This is a genomic window from Pyrodictium delaneyi, from assembly GCF_001412615.1.
Taxonomy (GTDB): Archaea; Thermoproteota; Thermoprotei_A; order Sulfolobales; family Pyrodictiaceae; genus Pyrodictium; species Pyrodictium delaneyi.
This window is the reverse complement of the sequence record NZ_CP013011.1, coordinates 556,478-573,869: the sequence shown is the minus strand read 5'-3', so window position 1 is coordinate 573,869 and position 17,392 is coordinate 556,478. Positions and strand designations below refer to the sequence as shown.

At 47.6% G+C, this 17,392-nt stretch carries 19 protein-coding genes; 9 read left to right on the top strand and 10 right to left on the bottom strand.

The genetic code is table 11. The annotated features are described in order from the left end of the window. Window positions 1–10: 10 nt before the first annotated feature. From Pyrde_RS02950 to Pyrde_RS02920, 7 genes are all read right to left on the bottom strand, one after another. Complete coding sequence (locus tag Pyrde_RS02950) at window positions 11–1,021, bottom strand: Lrp/AsnC family transcriptional regulator (protein ID WP_055408057.1); 1,011 nt, start codon at window positions 1,019–1,021, stop codon at window positions 11–13. A 29-nt stretch (window positions 1,022–1,050) separates the two neighbouring features. Further along, entirely contained in the window at window positions 1,051–2,322 is a 1,272-nt protein-coding gene (locus Pyrde_RS02945; RefSeq protein ID WP_055408055.1) for a TIGR04053 family radical SAM/SPASM domain-containing protein, read from the bottom strand. 298 nt (window positions 2,323–2,620) lie between these two features. Beyond that, window positions 2,621–3,949, bottom strand: coding sequence for an aspartate--tRNA(Asn) ligase (gene aspS, locus Pyrde_RS02940; RefSeq protein WP_055408054.1), 1,329 nt, complete (start codon window positions 3,947–3,949; stop codon window positions 2,621–2,623). Window positions 3,950–4,009: 60 nt separating this feature from the next. Next, window positions 4,010–4,966 (bottom strand): transcriptional regulator, encoded by a 957-nt coding sequence (locus tag Pyrde_RS02935; RefSeq protein WP_088172041.1) that lies wholly within the window; start codon window positions 4,964–4,966, stop codon window positions 4,010–4,012. A 23-nt stretch (window positions 4,967–4,989) separates the two neighbouring features. Then, window positions 4,990–5,424, bottom strand: a complete 435-nt coding sequence (locus Pyrde_RS02930; protein ID WP_055408050.1) for a DUF61 family protein — start codon at window positions 5,422–5,424, stop codon at window positions 4,990–4,992. A 245-nt stretch (window positions 5,425–5,669) separates the two neighbouring features. Further along, entirely contained in the window at window positions 5,670–6,377 is a 708-nt protein-coding gene (locus Pyrde_RS02925) for a fibrillarin-like rRNA/tRNA 2'-O-methyltransferase (RefSeq protein ID WP_055408048.1), read from the bottom strand. Between the two features lie 67 nt (window positions 6,378–6,444). Further along, window positions 6,445–7,704 carry a C/D box methylation guide ribonucleoprotein complex aNOP56 subunit gene (locus tag Pyrde_RS02920; RefSeq protein ID WP_055408046.1) on the bottom strand — a complete coding sequence of 420 codons (1,260 nt, stop codon included), beginning with the start codon at window positions 7,702–7,704 and terminating at the stop codon, window positions 6,445–6,447. A 105-nt stretch (window positions 7,705–7,809) separates the two neighbouring features. Between Pyrde_RS02920 and Pyrde_RS02915 the strand changes: the two genes are divergently transcribed. Continuing rightward, window positions 7,810–8,160 carry a hypothetical protein gene (locus tag Pyrde_RS02915; RefSeq protein WP_055410664.1) on the top strand — a complete coding sequence of 117 codons (351 nt, stop codon included), beginning with the start codon at window positions 7,810–7,812 and terminating at the stop codon, window positions 8,158–8,160. Window positions 8,161–8,322: 162 nt separating this feature from the next. Here Pyrde_RS02915 and Pyrde_RS02910 read toward each other — a convergent pair whose 3' ends face one another. Next, entirely contained in the window at window positions 8,323–8,745 is a 423-nt protein-coding gene (locus Pyrde_RS02910; protein WP_055408044.1) for a hypothetical protein, read from the bottom strand. A gap of 144 nt (window positions 8,746–8,889) precedes the next feature. On the opposite strand from Pyrde_RS02910, the gene Pyrde_RS02905 reads away from it, so the two are divergent. Then, complete coding sequence (locus tag Pyrde_RS02905; protein WP_055408042.1) at window positions 8,890–9,624, top strand: hypothetical protein; 735 nt, start codon at window positions 8,890–8,892, stop codon at window positions 9,622–9,624. Next, window positions 9,593–10,246 (top strand): tRNA(Phe) 7-((3-amino-3-carboxypropyl)-4-demethylwyosine(37)-N(4))-methyltransferase, encoded by a 654-nt coding sequence (locus Pyrde_RS10375; protein ID WP_082419433.1) that lies wholly within the window; start codon window positions 9,593–9,595, stop codon window positions 10,244–10,246. The genes Pyrde_RS02905 and Pyrde_RS10375 overlap by 32 nt, the downstream gene beginning before the upstream one ends. Window positions 10,247–10,299: 53 nt before the next feature. Here Pyrde_RS10375 and Pyrde_RS02895 read toward each other — a convergent pair whose 3' ends face one another. Beyond that, window positions 10,300–11,187, bottom strand: coding sequence for a geranylgeranylglycerol-phosphate geranylgeranyltransferase (locus Pyrde_RS02895; protein ID WP_055408039.1), 888 nt, complete (start codon window positions 11,185–11,187; stop codon window positions 10,300–10,302). Between the two features lie 69 nt (window positions 11,188–11,256). Here Pyrde_RS02895 and Pyrde_RS10995 point away from each other — a divergent pair, with 69 nt between their 5' ends. The 5 genes from Pyrde_RS10995 (at window position 11,257) to Pyrde_RS02875 (ending at window position 15,426) form a co-directional block, all read left to right on the top strand. Further along, window positions 11,257–11,592, top strand: coding sequence for an SWIM zinc finger family protein (locus tag Pyrde_RS10995; protein WP_372435197.1), 336 nt, complete (start codon window positions 11,257–11,259; stop codon window positions 11,590–11,592). Between the two features lie 117 nt (window positions 11,593–11,709). Beyond that, window positions 11,710–12,636 carry a class I SAM-dependent methyltransferase gene (locus Pyrde_RS02890; RefSeq protein WP_055408037.1) on the top strand — a complete coding sequence of 309 codons (927 nt, stop codon included), beginning with the start codon at window positions 11,710–11,712 and terminating at the stop codon, window positions 12,634–12,636. A 109-nt stretch (window positions 12,637–12,745) separates the two neighbouring features. Then, window positions 12,746–13,570 carry an S-methyl-5'-thioadenosine phosphorylase gene (locus Pyrde_RS02885; RefSeq protein WP_055408035.1) on the top strand — a complete coding sequence of 275 codons (825 nt, stop codon included), beginning with the start codon at window positions 12,746–12,748 and terminating at the stop codon, window positions 13,568–13,570. After that, entirely contained in the window at window positions 13,537–14,487 is a 951-nt protein-coding gene (locus tag Pyrde_RS02880; RefSeq protein WP_055408032.1) for a hypothetical protein, read from the top strand. Before Pyrde_RS02885 ends, Pyrde_RS02880 begins: the two co-directional genes overlap by 34 nt. 51 nt (window positions 14,488–14,538) lie before the next feature. Next, on the top strand, window positions 14,539–15,426 hold the full coding sequence (locus Pyrde_RS02875) for an ATP-grasp domain-containing protein (protein ID WP_055408031.1): 888 nt from the start codon (window positions 14,539–14,541) through the stop codon (window positions 15,424–15,426). Window positions 15,427–15,578: 152 nt separating this feature from the next. Here the strand turns inward: Pyrde_RS02875 and Pyrde_RS02870 are convergent, their stop codons facing one another. Continuing rightward, window positions 15,579–16,328, bottom strand: coding sequence for a DNA polymerase sliding clamp (locus Pyrde_RS02870; RefSeq protein ID WP_055408029.1), 750 nt, complete (start codon window positions 16,326–16,328; stop codon window positions 15,579–15,581). A gap of 145 nt (window positions 16,329–16,473) precedes the next feature. On the opposite strand from Pyrde_RS02870, the gene Pyrde_RS02865 reads away from it, so the two are divergent. Continuing rightward, entirely contained in the window at window positions 16,474–17,373 is a 900-nt protein-coding gene (locus Pyrde_RS02865) for a polyprenyl synthetase family protein (protein ID WP_180385525.1), read from the top strand. Window positions 17,374–17,392: the final 19 nt, after the last annotated feature.

The window sequence follows — 17,392 nt, the reverse complement described above, 5'->3', positions numbered from 1 at the left end:
TGGATACTTGTTATCTTATCACACCTGGGAGTAAGTCTTCTAGACTCCTAATAACCATGTAGTCGTCGAGATATGGGCAGTCGTCCAAGCGTTTAAGTACTGGCTTGACCCTATCTTCATCAACACTATGGACCATGAAGTAGCATAGATGTCTCCAAGCTCCCTGAGGTGTCACGGATCGCTTAACTACATGAGTGGCTTCACTGATGTTGTTTACAACCCATTTACATAGATCGTCCAGCTGATCTATTTCTTTCGGTGCCAGGGTTACCATCCCGTTGTACTGGAAGCCTAACTTGTGACCATCCAATGCCGCTCCAGGGTCTCCTAGTATACCTCTATCGAGCATTACACGCGCAGCTTCTATGACCCGATCCTCTGTTAGCCCGAGCTGCCTTGCTATCACCGCATATGGTCGTTCTTCGAGTGGTAGGACACGCAAAGCCCTAGCTAAGGCCATGCTGTAGCCTATATCCTCTGGTCTCGGTGGGTTGGCTGCAACCGTGCTGTAAGGGCCAGCTCTGCTTATACCTTTTTCAAGATCGTATTTTACACTTAGCCGGAGAGTTTTCTCGCCCCAGAGTACTAGCCATTTGCCCTTACCGTATCGTTCTGCGGCCTTGCGGGCCGCCTCAACTATTCTTTCTGGGTCTTCATGCTTTCCTACAACCCACAGGTTGTATACTGGGTGGTCCCTGAGATAGCTATGCGTGACCTCTAGTATTTCAACTAGGTACTTAGTTGCTTCCCGCGGCGTTTCCGTTGCTATAGCTATGAGGGCTGCCCGTTTCCTAGCAGCTCTGTAGTTCAGGTAGAAGCCTACACGCTTCAGTATACGCTTTTCCTTTAACATTCTCAGTAAGTCTAGAAGCTCGTCAACATTGACACCCAATCTTTCCGCTATATCATTGTATGGTGTTGCTGTCAGCGGGAAGTTATACTGTAGCTCCATAAGTGCTTCGGCTGCCAGTTCGCTGCCAAGCTTCTCGATAACTTGTGGAACGAATCTGCTCTCACTCATCAATATTTACACCTACAACTTACCGGTATTCATGGCTTGGATGCATCAGGCTTGGGTGGAAGCACATATTTAAGTCCTTCTATATCCTTTATTGCTTTATCTGTATCAAGTCCGAGCTTTTCAACGAGTCTTGTAAACTCGCCTGGATTGTATGGGCATGCAGGATCCTCTGCAAGTGGATCGCCAAGAAGTGTATACGCACGCGCTCTGCTACCGCCACATATGTCTCGGAACTCACAGATACCACACTTGCCCTCGAACTCTGCAGCACGTATCTTTCTCAATAGTTCATTCTCACGATATATCTTGACTATACTTTCTTTCCGCACATTACCTACAGGATAAGGCATGAAGCCGCTCGGGTACACAAGCCCGTCATGAGATATGAATAGTATACCCTTACCATCTCGTGTTCCTGTCGTTGACGCCAGGGGTTTACCTTTGGGCTCTCCAAGAAGGCTACGCAGCCTTGAAACAAGCCTATGGTATAGGGGGCCAGGCTTAAGGATCTCATCGGGATCATAACCGTGCAGCTCTAGCAGCCTACGCATTACTGCAACGCGCCTAAACATTGGCCCCTCACTGGTACGCACCACTATACCATACTTTGACGCTTCATAGAGGAAGTGGCTTACATCTTCCCACTCTTTGGGCGAGAGGTCTAGCTCCTTCTGCGCGCGTCCCACGGGTATGAGGTAGAATACCTCCCATACACGCACGCCAAGGTCAATTAGAAGCTTAACTATGTCAGCCAAATCTTCAACATTGTCTCTCATTACCGCTGTATTGACCTGGACACGTAGACCACTGTCAAGCATTGAGCGAATTATCTCTATACTCCGCTTGAAGACACCGGAAACACCGCGTATACTATCATGTATCTCTGGCCTACTACCATCAAGACTTATACTTATACCACTTACTCCCATCTCAACCATTTTCCTTATCTCAGCATCCGTGAGCTTCGGTGTAATGGCGGGTGCCATAGCTACAGTTATGTCATGCTCCTTTGCCCTAGCTACTAGACTCCATATATCCTTCCTCATTAGTGGATCGCCACCAGTAAACACGAGAATTGGGGAAGGCTTACCGAAGCCAGCTATATCGTCTATAAGCTTAATCCCTTCCTCGTGGCTTAATTCACCAGGCAAGGGCTCGAGTATTGCTGAGGCACGACAATGCTTACATGCAAGCATACATGCCTTAGTTGTCTCCCAGAATATTAGTAATGGCTTCTCGTCAAACGGCCATTTCCGATGAATAACCGCTGCTGGACGTGGACCTCTAGAGTCATGGTGCATCATTAACTCCCATTTAAGCAGCCAGCTTCGATAACCATTAATAATGATTCTCTCGGAAACCTCGCACTGGCGTGATGAGGCTAGACGACGCGGAGAACTAACGATTCATATCGATGAAGAGGCGCTGGGGGCTGAATCCTGCAATCTGCAATATTCCATGATTGCAATAATTAGACTATGTGCTGGCATAGCTAGAGTTCTCATTGAAATTAACTTTAGTCGTAATGCGCCGGGAGACTAGATGTTGAGAAAGCGATCGAGGCTGAGCTAAAAGAAACGGAAGCTAACTATGGGATGGCTAGGGGGTTAGCCTCTCAGGATCACGTGGCAGCAAGCGGGCTTCACGTATGTTGCCGAGTCCTAGTAGCTGCATAGCAACTCTCTCAAGGCCTATACCTGCACCTCCATGCGGTGGTGCTCCATAGCGGAACATGTTGAGATACCACTCGAAGTTCTTGGGATTTAGTCCTTTCTCTTCTATCTGCTTGACTAGCACCTCGTAACGGTGCTCACGCTGACCACCAGTAGCTATCTCTAAGCCGCGGAAGAGTAGGTCGAAGCTTAGAGTCCATTCTGGGTCATCTGGTTTCTTCATAGTATAGAATGGCCGAGCCCGCCATGGATATTCGGTCACGAAAACTATTGGTGAGCCGTATTCACGCTCTATTATCTCGCCTAGTTTTCTCTCACCCTCGCTGCTAAGATCGTCGCCCCACTCCACCTCTACGCCAGCTGATTCTAGCAGCTTGTATGCTTCACGAATAGTTATCCTTGGTATGTCCTTGGGCTCCTCCAGCACAGCGTCAGGGAAGTATTCTCTTATCTGGTTACCGTAGACTGATATAGCCCGCCTTATCATCGCACGAACTACTCCCTCAACAGCATCCATAACATCCTCAAAACTGTCTATGAATCCCATCTCTAGGTCAACACTTGTATATTCTGTGAGATGACGCGTAGTATGGTGCGGCTCTGCACGGAATGCAGGTCCTATCTCAAATACGCGTTCAAACCCAGCTATTACACCCATCTGCTTGTAAAGCTGTGGAGATTGTGCTAGGAAGGCTGGCTTGTCGAAGTATACTATGCTGAAGACCTCGGCTCCGCCTTCCGTCGCCGCACCTACTATCTTTGAGGTGAATATCTCTACGAACCCATGCTCATAGAACCACTCGCGGGCCGCTCTAGCCATCTCTGCCTCGACTAGGAATATCAAGAGGTTCCTCGGGTTACGCAGGTCTAGGAACCGCCAGTCGAGCCTCTTTGCAAGTATAGTCTTAGAGTGATCCTTTATATCAATGGGCAGTGGATCGGCCTTGGAGTATACTACGAGTTCGCTTACTACTAGTTCTCGACCTCCTAGAGCCGCCTTGCTCTCTACGAGAGTTCCGTGTGCAGCTATCACACTCTCTGGTGTCAGGTTCTTGGCTGTCTTCCAGGCGTCTTTTGAGACATTTTTCTTGACTACTAGCTGTATCTTTCCTGTACGATCACGTAGCACAACGAACACTATACCGCCATGAGCTCTTACGGTATCAACCCATCCAGCGACTGTATACTCCTTACCGACCTCACCCTTGCTGAGAAGTTCAGCTACATGTATGCGGCTACGCAGGCTTATCGCCAATGAGGCTCCCGGAGGGCGGGAGGAGAAGAGGTCCCTCTTAAGAGCTGTTATTAGTGTTCCTTATTCCCGGTCCTCTTCGATGCTAACTTCTGATATAAACTCGTCAATACTGGTATATACGTCTACACCGTAGTCCTCTAGCTCGTTGCGGTATTCGCGTCTGTGCGTGACAGCTATGACTTTCGCGACAACCTTCATGGCCACCTTTGCTGCTTCATAGACTCTCTTTTCAAGGCGACGCTCGCGTTTACGCTCTATAACTATTAGCATCTTGTCGTCTCTTAGCCTAGCTACTACATCTGGTGGTATACGCTTTGTCTCGACAGCCTCGCCACCAGCCCTGACTATGGTCTCTACTGCCTTCTCCGTCTCAGAGGGTTCGCTGCCAACTCTACGGCTTGGAAGCCTCTGGATACGTCGCTGTTCCGGCTTCTCACGGAGTATAGGTATAGGCTTAAACACTTCCTCACCAAATATGTCCATTAATCGCAGCGCAGTGTTCAACGATATATCTACTTCCTCTTGCTCATACATGTATATGCTTCTACGGCTCACACTGAGCATTGAAGCTAGATCGCCTAGGCTGTAGCCTTTCCTTGACCTTTCTTCTCTAAGCTTCTCCCCGTCTACCCGCATGTAGTAGTTGCCCTGCCTCCTTACAACGTAGATGGAGTTGCTAAGGGCCGCTCTCAAGCCAGCTGCACTCACTATATAGACGCCAGAGCGCTCATGCGCCACCATGTCGTCTATTTCGATACCATTATCCCTATCAGCTACTACTAGCCCCGCTGCGTCCAGGAGCAGGCTACACTCTCTAAGTTCTCTGAGCTCTCTTGGCTGCAACTGTATAGCATCATCAATGACTTTTACGAGTAGCGGGTTATCCCCCTTACGTGAAGCCACAATGTCTATGCTACGCTTCCTAGGATCCTCTGGGTATACTACCTTGTCAACACTGTATCCGTACATTTGCAGCGTCTTTATCGTTTCACGCACTACGTCCTCTACGACTCGCATTGTTTCTAACCCCACCCCATTATTTATAGTGAAATTGATAGAGAGACTATTATAAGGCTTTTAAGCAACGCAAGTAATCGTTCCATTTCACTCCCACTAAGCTCCCACTTCTCTTGTGTAAGGTCGCCCTCTAGGATATACCCTATTGCCCGTGCAGCCCACCTATCCGGCCCTACCAGCTTATAACTACCGACGTGCCCAGTACGTGAGTATATGAAGAAGAATGGAAGCTTTACTAAGCTATGTAGATACCAAGGAAGCATATTCCTCAAAGTCTCTAGATCCTCTCTGCTGAACATATAGTATTGTCCAGATGCCAGCCGTACACCTGGCTCATCTTCTTCTAGTAACACAGATAGGTTCTTATACTCTGCTGGGCGCAAAGATTCGAAGAACTGCTTGTCTCTATATGCCTTGTGATATATGTATCGATGTAGTCTCTCCCCAGGATAAGCCATAGCCTATCTTCCCTTAGTCCGTGCAGCTAGGTTAGAGTTAGAGTATACTCCTTCTGGCTTCCCGAGATATACTGGAAAGTATGAAGGTTACCAATATAATCAATGCAGTGTTGCCAACCATATCCTATAAGTAGCTGATTATTATAATCTACAAATGGTTATCAAACCAAAACAAGATATCAACAGCATAGTATTAGTCTATTGTTGATTTTCATAAGTGTAGTTAAAAGATTGTGTTTTGGAGCTTATTTCTGCGGCTTATACCTTGCATAAACCATTGCGTGATCTTTATCGAAGGGCTCTAGGTGCACCATGTCTACTATTTCGAAGCCACGGTTCTTTAGCACCTCTATCTGGTTGCGGAATACCTCGCTAGGCTCCTTGGTGACGTCGATGCTCCTAGCCTTTATCGCTAGTAGGAGGTAGCCGCCCTCCTTTAGGAAGAAGTCCGCATTATCCGCGACTATTTCTGCCTGCTCTGGCTGTGCAACATCCGCGTATACGCCGTCAACAAGCTCAACTATGTGACGGTACTCGTATGGCTTCTTAGCGTCTGCTAGGAGTGGTAGCATGTTTGGCCGTGTCTCACAAACCGCTATCAGTTCCCTCATAACACGTGGAGCTACATCAAGCGCGTATATCTTACCTTCTAGCCCTATTATGTCGGATACATGGCTGGGTGTGGTACCTGTTGCTGCACCTAGGTATAGTATTCTGTGCCCTGGCTTTATTGGGAGCTCTTCGATACCCTTTAGGAGTGCTGCTGCAAGCTTACTACGATAGGGGTTCCACTCTCTGAGTTCCTTGTCCTCCCACTTGAATAGCCTCTCGCCGTACACTCTTTTCCCGGGTGCTAGGTTTACTGTGGCGAGGCGTGTAGATCCATCTTCGAGTTCTACTACGTAGACGCCCTTGTAGCGCTCGTGCTCATAAACGTTAACTACCTCCACCATACCAGACCACCTATTCAATTACCTCATGAGTTTGACCGGCATGAGGAGACCTTAAAACTTGGTAGTGTTACCTCCTTTTGCCTTTACCCTTGCCCTTTCTGCCCTTTCTAGCCTTCTTGCCACGTGCCGGGCGGGCTGGCTTAGCGGGCTTTGTTGGCTTAATCTCCTTCCTCTTTGGCGGCTTCTTGTATATCCTCTTGATCTCTTCAATCCTCTTACGGAGAGCCTCTTTCAACTTATCGCCAATGAACCTGCCCGTGAAGTAGTCTACCTTAGCAGCAATGGCTAGCTTGGCTGCTAGCGCTCTAGCTATCTTACCACGCTGCCAGCGCGGGCTACGATGTATGTCGGGGTACTGGAATATTATGCCATGCTTTGGCGGCTTTCCTCCCGTTCTTAGAGCGCGGAAGAGCGCCTTCTCGGCGCCCAGTACCTGTATAGTGCTTGCAGGTAGGTATGCTAGCTCCTCTAGGCCACCAGCAAGGCTTATGAGGCGCGCACCTAGCAGTGGGCCTACTAGTGCTGTTATGTTTGGTGCTACCTCCTTCATTACCTGGGCTATGTAGTCTGAGAGGTCTCTACGTAGTTTGTACAGCTCTAGAGTTATCCTTGCTAGCCTCTGCATAGGCTGTATATCGAACTCTGGGTAATCTGCACCCATACTCTTTGATGCTGCCTCTGCTATTTTCTTGGCCTTTTCTTCGCTGAAGCCCAGCTTAATTAGGTTCTCAACCGTTATGTTGTCACGATGACCGAGTTCAGCCACTATCTTTACATAATCCTCGTGCTCACGCACAAGGTCATCAAGCTCGGGGAAATGTAGGCTATACCATTCACGCAGCCTCGCAGCGAAGAGGTTTGTTGTCTTATCTATATCATCTATAGCTCTTATGGCTTGTGCTGCTAGTAGGTCACGTTTCTGTGCTGCTCGACGCAGCTTCCTCCTAGTAGTCTCTATAGTGAACTCATGGAGGAGCTTGTAGAACTCTTCCTCATTCTTTACAAATTCTGTGCTAGTCACTATCTCTACTACATTACCGCGGAAGTAGCGTGCAATCTCATTGGCAGGCTTAACCTCTACCTCAAAGCCTCTACCAGAGGCTACTCTAGCCATCTCACTAGTCTCGACTACTAACGTCGTAATACCCATCTCCTTTAGCTTGTCGAGTAGCCTAAGGTAGGCTGCAGTAGGCTCACCACGCTCTATCTTGAGTGCCTCCTCGACCATATCGTCGAGGCTCTTTGGGGCATGCTCATAGGCTACTAGGTCCTTCTGCTCATTGAGCGCATAGCTGCCGGTAAAGTGGTCAACGATATAAACCTTCATGGCTGAAGTTACCTCCTTCCTGCACCCCTTTAGGGCTAGCCATACGGAGGAGACTATTTAAGTATTCCATTCCACTATCACCGGCTAAAATGGGTGGTTGGAGCTATGAACGAAAACACCCAGCGCGCCGGTAGCGAGGAGATAAAGAAGCTCGCAATATTCGAAGGTGAAGCCAAGATCGGAGAGATCATGCAAGGACTACAAGCAATCCAGCTAAGGCCAGAGGATTTCTCAAGCCCTGTGGCACTTCAAATGGCGCTAAGCAGGATATATGAGGCCGTATTGAAGGTGTTCGAATCTGGACCTCGAAAGCGGTACGTAGCTGAAGTTAGGTTTACAGACAGCCTCGGTAACTCAGTAGTATTTGCGGTCGATCTAGGTGAATCTCCACCACCATTCTCTAAGGATAAGGTTAAGGCTCGGATTATAGTAGAAATCTACGAAGATGAAGACTAGCACTGATCCGGTTACATTCTAGACTTCACCACAAGTACGCGATATTCTTATGTAAACAATCAATGTTTAAGGCTAGGCTAGATTAAGATAGAAGCATCCTTAACCACGTGTTATATATAAACCTTGTGACTATGTGCAGCTGCAACTCTAGACTGTTCAACGTTACTGAATGTCTACACATTGCACCCTCAGCCCAATTTTAGCCAGAATCTCGGCCACGCCGTCATCACAGCTATTCTTGTCGAGCAAGAGTACGTTGGATGTTCCTTCTACTACCGCTTTTACCCCTCGGCGCCGTAGCCTACCAGCTAGGTAATACACTAGGGCTTCATCTAGCAGTTCAGCTATGTCTCTTGGACAGTATATTAGTGAAGCCCTTCTGGCTAGGAATCCCCTCTTAACTAGTTGCCTTAACAGCGATATAGCCAGCTTTTTGCTTCCCGTGAACACCCTTAAAACATCTATAGCCTCGCCAGCATTTATGCAGCCATCATCACCGTTTTGTCTAACTTTCTTAGCCTTAGCGTATTTTAGCAGAAGATAGTAGGCCAGGAATTCACGGCGCTTGGGCCAACGTTTTATCACGGATCGCCCCCTCCAGCTACTAGGCTACATTACCGAAGGGTAGATAGGGGCGCTAGGCTGCCAGGCACTACACCCCGATGAAGAACCATGTAAGGGCTGAGCACCTGCGATGATATATAACCAGGCTGCTGAGGGGATACTATCATGCCACAACTTCCGGCGGGCAGCACTATATATCCTATAGAGCTACTCATAAAGTCTCCAGAGACTATACAGAAGATAGCGCTAACTGCTAGTAGCGATAACTGTAGATGTATGATAGTAGATACCCCGTTTACAGCAACTGTTGAAAACAAAGGATTCATAATTGATCAAGTCATAGGCGTTGGTAGCATTATCTGCTCTCCAGGATGTGGTGACAGCGATATAGTTCTGCACAGCTCTACGTGGAGCTATGGGAGGATAATAGCACGTGACACGAACTGTATAGCTGCTGCACCCTCTGATTTCGTAATGGCCCTAAAATCTGTGGGTATAAGCGTACGAGAAGTAGATTATGAAGAGTTCTTCGACAACGTGCTAAAATACGGCGCAAATGGCGTAATGGTTCTGTTTGATGAGCTTAACAGGCTAGAGATAACACGTGAGAACGGGCTCTGCGGAAGCCTTTACTCCCACAACCCTCTCCACCCCGCAGGTGTAGTAGGAAAGCCAGGCCTCCATTGTTGCATAGATGAACTCTACGAGATTGTAGGACCACGCTCCAGGCTTATGAGCCCCATATTGGCTGTAGGAAAGAAGATAGTAATTAGCCAGATCAAGGGGATGGGTGAAGCAGTAATATTGTCATTTAACCCGGCATCTAGCTCTGGCTACGCCTCCCTCGCCGGCTGGCTGGGTGCACTCTATGCATGCGGATCTACCACCGAGCACTTGTAACACGGAGTCTTGGACTAAGCTAAGAGACCAACTGCGCGAAGGCTTTACCCGTGCACTTAAAGACAATAAGATAGATAGCGATATCGTAGACCTACTGTTAGCCCTCAACTCCATACCTACAATAGCTACGTCGAGTTCATGTAGCGGCCGTATCGCAGTGTTTTCGGCTCCCTCGCCTGGCGATAAGCGCCGAGGAGGTATAGTGTATAAATGGCATCGGCCAGTAAGTCCCATGGAGCTAGGGAAAGCGATAGAGGAGGCTATAAAGATAGGCTATAGACACGTCTGGGTCTCGGCACAACCCCCTATACTAGCACTACACACTTGCTGCATCAGACTAGCCGAGCTTATAGCAGACATAGCTATTCAAGCTGGCTACAAATATACTGGCTACAAGTTCACCTCTAGATCCTACTATATGTTCATAATTGGTTCTGAAAGAATAGACGTACCGGTCTCATTCAATAACCGGATCATAATTGATCTCGACTATACTATACTTGCAGACATGCTTAACACGTATTTATTACTAGGCAAGCGTAAGCTCAATAGACTACGTAGAGCCATATCGTCTAGCCTAGACGTGTTGCAGAGAGGCTGTGAAGAAGCTACCCTAGACTGAGGGGAGTCTCTAAGGGATGCTGAGCATCGACCTCTCTGAGCCTCCCCATTAAATCATAGCAGGCCCAGTGTAAAGGCGAGTCCACCTGCTAGAAAGCCGACTTTAAGGAGGCTCCTTGCCTTCCTAGCTGCGGCTATGATCTCGTCTATATTGTTAGCCTTGTAAAGTGTAATAAGTGATAACAGTATCGTCACATCCACTATGACCGCAAATACCGCGTATAGCACGTTATATATGCCTAGTAGCGCCGGTATTGGACTTATAGCAACAACAGCTCCTAGGAGGAGTATAGCCATGCTACGTGCACGCTCAGCACCATACGCTACCGCTATAGTGTAGATACCAGCCCTTCTATCGCCTTCTATGTCTTCGATACCCTTTACGATCTCCCTACCCAGTACAAAGAGGAACGCATAAATGGCTGGTATTAATACTGCATAAGGCACTAGCGCGTCTAGCTCTATACTTCTCGTTAGCCCTCCAAAGAGTATTGTTGCAGCAGAATTATATGCAACGACGGTGTTGCCTATGAATCCTGTTCTCTTTATCCAGCGTGAATACTCGTGAAGCAACAATGCATTAGCAGCAACGAATAAGAGTATGTATGGATTCATAATAGCTGATATTGCTAGGCCTAGCGCGAATAGGGTATAGGCCAGTATTCTTGCTGTATGTGGTGACACTATGCCAGAGACTAGTGGTCTCCAGGGCTTAGCTATTCTATCAGTTTCTATATCGTAGTAGTCGTTTATTACGTAACCAGCAGCCGCGATGAGCACGACAACTAATGCAGGCCATATGAATGTCTTGTCTGCTAGTTGATAACCATACGTCTTTGATACTATGCCATATCCTATGAACGTAGTTACTACTGCTACTATTAGATTATGCGGTCTTGTTAGCTCTGCAACTCCTTTTACGAAGTCTATAGCTTTAGTCATAGTTACACCTAGCTCTCTTAGGGCTCATTGCCACTTTCGCTCAACTAGTGGTGATTTGTGTTGCATTCAATGAGTATACCTTGCTCTGCGCCAAGTAGCTCCAAGACGTACTACAGGGGCTCTAAAAGACTACTTTTAGAAGCAGCACGAATAATAAATCAGGGCAGACTAGTATATATTAGGAGACACGACAACAATACCTACGTTGCAGTCGTTAAGGGGAGCAACGGCTACTACATAGTATACTACAACAAGCTCAGCGGTTACTTACGTTGCACATGTCCCGCATCTATGTATAACAAACCATGTAAACATACAATTGCAGTGAAAATGTACATAGATAATCTGTTATTAAACACTGGGGAGCAACATTGGGGTCAGCCGAAACCTCCTTCATCAACCTAGCTTCTACATCAGTGTGAGTCGTGCACATCATACCCCTCTCATCCATCCTGCTTACCATACGCCTGCCTATATTTAGGAGGGTACCTACTCACGTATATCACTACGCGGCAAGGAGACATGTCCACCGAGCTATTAGATGATACGTCGTCCCCGGTAGAGCTTTACGAGTTCAAGCCGCGACCCTATGCTATCCCAGGTTACATCATACACGATACCCTGAGCAAGTGCAGCGCCAGCTCAATGACAACGGCCAGGGGGCTATACGGGGTTATGCTGCGCTGTAAGGATAATTACTTAGAGATAAGAGTTGGAGACAAAGAACTCTTACTAGATTTTGATGAGGTTAGCAACATTCGTGATAACTTCATCTACACCATACTGAATGACGATAATCCCGTATTATACCCTATAGAGATTAGGCGCGGGAATGCATACATGAGGCTTCATTTTACTCGGGATCTGGATGCACCTACCCTAATAGTGAATGGAGTGCATATGCATAGGATGAGTAGTGACATAGGTCCGCTCCGCGACGCCAACTATAAGGTTAGAGCAGCCCGTGTAAGACGAGGTCATATAGTGCTTGATGTCTGCACAGGCCTAGGCTATACAACAATAGCTTCGTTACATCATGGCGCCGAACGAGTATATACAGTCGAGGTGAGCCGTGAAGTCCTAGCAATAGCACAGCTTAATCCTTGGAGTGCAAAACTAGCCAACAGCAAGGTAAAGATTATACTAGCCGATGCCAGCAAACTTGTAGAGCGTTTGCCCGATAACACCTTTGACCGGATTATTCATGATCCACCACGTTTTAGCATGGCCGGCGAACTCTATAGCAGGGATTTTTATAGGGAACTATTCCGGGTACTTAAGCCCGGAGGAATCCTCTTTCATTATACTGGCGAGCCGCTACGTTCACGCGGCCACGGTCACGGCCCCATAGTACGGGGTGTTATACAGCGACTACAGTACGTGGGATTCGTAAGGGTGAGATACGACGATCGTGCCCAAGGCGTGGTAGCAGTTAAGCCCCGCGAGTAGCCGTATTCATACATCCATTCCAACAACTGTGTATACCACTATGATGCCTGCTCACTAAGATTATAATCCTTCTCCACCACCTCCAGATATTCCGACACGGTGTACCTAAATGGTGCAGTTTCCTCCAGAGCCTCCTGTCAGAGCAGAGATAGGCATCATAGGTGGCAGCGGGCTTTATGACCCAGGTATAGTTGAGGAGCCCCGTGAAGTCAAGGTGTATACGCCGTACGGTGAGCCTAGCGATTACATTATTGTCGGGACTGTTAGGGGAAGACGTGTCGCGTTCCTCCCGAGGCACGGCAGGGGCCACCGCATACCCCCGCACAAGATTAACTACCGTGCCAACATCTGGGCTCTCAAGAGCCTAGGCGTTAGATGGATTATATCTGTGTCAGCTGTGGGGTCTCTCCGGGAGGATTATCGTCCAGGCGACATGGTTGTCCCAGACCAGTTCATAGACATGACTAAGAAGAGAGAGTACACCTTCTTTGACGGTCCAGTGGTCGCACACGTGAGCATGGCTGATCCGTTCTGCGAACACCTTAGACAAGAGATCATAAAGGTTGGTAAAGAGCTAGGCTTTAGGATACACGAACACGGTACATACATATGCATTGAAGGGCCACGATTCTCTACAAGGGCCGAGAGTCGGATATGGAAGGACGTATTCAAGGCTGATATCATAGGGATGACACTAGTACCAGAGGTAAACCTTGCCTGCGAGGCACAGATATGCTATGCCACTATAGCACTCGTAACAGACTATGACGTATGGGCTGATAGACCTGTCACAGCAGAGGAAGTAACTAGGGTCATGAAGGAGAATACTGAGCGTGCACGACGGCTGCTATACGAGCTTATACCCAGGCTACCAGAGGCCCCCGACACGGCGAGGTGCAGTTGCTGCCGCTCACTCGAGACAGCACTACTCTAACAGCATCCACGCTAGCAGCGATAGAAGCCGATGCCACAAGCAAGGCTAAGACAGTCACAGAGCTTGCTGAGTCGCCAAACACTATCTATGTAGCTTTCGCCGGCAGTTTTTACGCACAATCTGCTGCACACCTATTCTATTGGATACTACGCCAGCTAACTGACAAGACTATATACATACAGCCTATTGAGGCATTTCTATACCATACACTCGCATACCACGAAGAGACTTCATTACTAGTGCTATTCGCGGAACCAGGAGCCGAGAACATTATAGCTAGAACAGCAGATGCAGCCCGAATAACAGAGACAAGATTCGTAATAGTGTCAACGCCATTACCCGATATAATTGCAGCCCGTATAGGTAAGGAGAACTTGATAGAGGTGACATCACAGCGCCCATCTGTTCACTACATGTTGCTTGCAGCAAAATCCGCTACATACCTTGCAGAAAAGTTTAGCGGTATCAGAATTAGAGTCAATAGATTGCTAAATGAGCTATCGGATATATCTTATGTATATGACAGTCTTATTGATAGGTACAAACAATTCATAAATGACTTTGTAGAGGCTGTGAAAGCCGGTAAAGAGCTAAGCGTTTACGCATCAACCACAATGCTTCCAACAGCCTATATCCTATCAGGCTATATCCACAAAGCAAATGTATATCCTGTATCAAGCCTACCGGTGCACATGACCGCAAGACTTCTACATGGTACTGTGCTAGCAATGCTTACAGACGTAGAAGCGGACATACTAAAAGAAGCCAGATTTAAGCTCTCCATGTATACACCTAAAGACACAAAAATCCTCGAACTAGTTCTACACACGGATCCATTAACGGCGCCCCTCTACGGATCGCTCGTTGTTGAACATGCAATAGACAAGATTGAACATAGCCTACCTTCCACATCATAAATATCCGAGGAGTATAAGTTGAGCATATACTAGTTGGGGTCTGGCCAAGACATGGTTAGGATTGCAATACTACATAGTGCACCGCGACCTACATGGTCTTCGAGACAATTAATGAAATCCTTTTCTGAGCTAGGAGCCCAGCCCATCTACATCTTGTGGAACTATACCTCTGCTAGTATAAGCTCTAGATGCCCTCTACGATATCATGGAAAATGCCTCGATGTAGATGCTATAATTGTGAGAGGACTGGGGCGCGGTCTAAGTGTGGAAAAATACATGTATAGATATGCTTTCTTGAAGACTGCTGAATCTCATGGCATAGCGGTAGTAAATCCTGCAGATGCACTTTTTCTGGCACGCGATAAGTTTACGAGCCTAAGAATACTGCATGAAAATGGCATACCGGTACCTGATACTATAGTCACTGAGGACCCTTCCGAAGCACTTAGAGAAGTAGAGAGACTAGGTAGCGCCGTCCTAAAACCCATTACGGGCAGTTTAGGCCTAGGCTCATTTATGGTAGACGACACCGATACTGCCTACTATGTTGTTAACTTGCTATCCTCGCTTAACCAGCCCATATACGTTCAGGAGTACATCGAGAAGAAGAATAATAGGGATATACGTATATTTGTTGTTGATGGTAGAGCTATAGCCTCAATATACCGCATAGCACCACAAGGCTACTGGAAAACCAATATAGCGCGTGGTGCAAAGGCGTTACCTGCATCACCATCTAGCGACATTCTAGAGACAGCTGTCCGAGCTGCCTCCGTGCTAGGCTTAATATATGCAGGTGTCGATATAGTAGAGAATAATGATGGATATGTTGTAATCGAAGTAAATGCCTCACCGCTATGGAGAGGACTCCAGGCTGCTACGGGGGTTAATCCTGCCAAGGAGCTGGCGCAAGCAGTACTCCAGAGGATAAAGAAGTAAAGCTACATAATGAAGAATAGAGTGTTGATACATATCCTGTTGTGTCAGCTGTCCTGGCCTTCTGCATCAATGCATAGCTCTACGCTGAGCCGGTGACTATTTTTCATCACGCCCCAGAGCGTTAGATACCCTAGAGAGGTGCTGATTTTAGTTTATGCTACTTTGGGTGCTAGCAGATAGGTTACCTTACCTCCGGCTGGCAGCTGGAACTGTAGCCTCAGTGGCATATCCTGCGAGAACTCTATTGATATTGTGTCGGCAACTTTTGTTAGCGAGACGACATGTTTTAGATAGTCTATGCTATAGGCCGACTTTCCTGGCTCGTCGACGCTAAACTCTACTACCGCCGGTGAGTCACTTCTGATCTTAGCCTCAGCTGTCGCAGCTCCCACACCTCTTATGATGAACGTGCTCTCGTCGGGGGCTTCTAGCTCTACCGTATCGCCAACAGCTTCGGCGTCCTTCAATGCATTCTTGAAGGGATCGACTATCATTGCTACCCTTATCTTGAACTCGAGCTGAGCCTCCGGGATCTCAGGGACGGGAACGTCAAGGTTTAGTACACGGTAGCGCTTTATAGTAGCACCTACGATTGACCATGTAACTCTCTCTTCGTCTACTTCTATGTCTAGCTTGTCTCCTTTCTTTCCTCGTTTGATTAGCTTAGCCGTGTTCGCTACGTTGAATCCTAGCTTTACTTCGTCGCCCTCAACCTCGTACTCTATGAAGCTCTCTGGTGGCAACTCTATAGTTATTAGTGCAACGTGAGCAGGGTCCAGCGCTATTGCTTTGATACCGTCATTTGTTATTATCATTGTAACTTCATCCACTATCTTGGATATAGCGTCAAGCATGTTGTAGAACGACTTTGCGTCAGGATATGACAGTCTAGCTTTCGCCATTACCGGGCGCCCCCACGCTATAGAATTCTCCGAGGGAAAGGGTATAAGAGTGAGAGGAGGGCATTGCGCTTGGAAGATTGGACAGAAACCGGCTATAAATGGTATCATGGCTTCTCACTAACGCTGCCCGAAAGGTAGGATGGGTATGCAAGGGCTAAACTCTAACCAGCTGCTCGAGCACTGGCGCGAGATGCGCCAGCTAATAGACGATGCTATTGAGCGTTGGCTAAAAGAGCTACCAGAAGCAAAGGCCATTGATGCTGCAAGATATATAGCTATGGGTGGTAAGAGACTTCGCGGCTTCCTGGTACTAGAAGTAGCAAGGAGTCTAGGTGCACGCGTAGAGGACGGCCTCGATGCGGCTGTAGCTGTGGAGCTTGTACATGCTGCCAGCCTAGCCCTAGACGACATAATAGATGAAGACATTACGCGGAGAGGAGCAGAAGCTGCATGGGTGAAATACGGGTTAAAGAAGACAGTTATGGTATCTAATCTCCTAATACCCTTCGCCCAAAGAATAGTGGCTGAGCGCTACGGTGAGGAGGCGTTACGACGTACTGTTCAAGCATGGCTAGATATTTCTAGAGGCGAAGTCCTAGACGCATTCACATCCCCGGAAGAACTCCATCCCGACTCATATATAGAGATGATCCGGCTTAAGACTGGAGCACTTTTCAGGCTAGCCGCAGAACTAGGAGTCATAGCTGCTGGACGCTATTCCCTTATAGATATAGCCTCGAAGTACGGCGAAACTATAGGAATAATGTACCAGATAGCAGACGATCTACGTGATAGCAATGATAAAGAAAAAGTTCGAAGCGAGCCCAGTCTACAGTTATTCCTAAGATGGCTTAACGGAAGTGGCGTAAACAAGGCATACACTATGATAAAAACACTGCTGTCAAAGGCTATAGACTTCTCAATAAAGATAACAGGCAACTTACACGACTCCTACCTTTCACATCTTCCTGGTTTCATAGTCAACGCTATGCTTGGATGGGTGCCACAAGTAGTAACCAGGGGCACTACTCCCGACACTTCCTAAGCCTAAGAGGTGCCTAGAG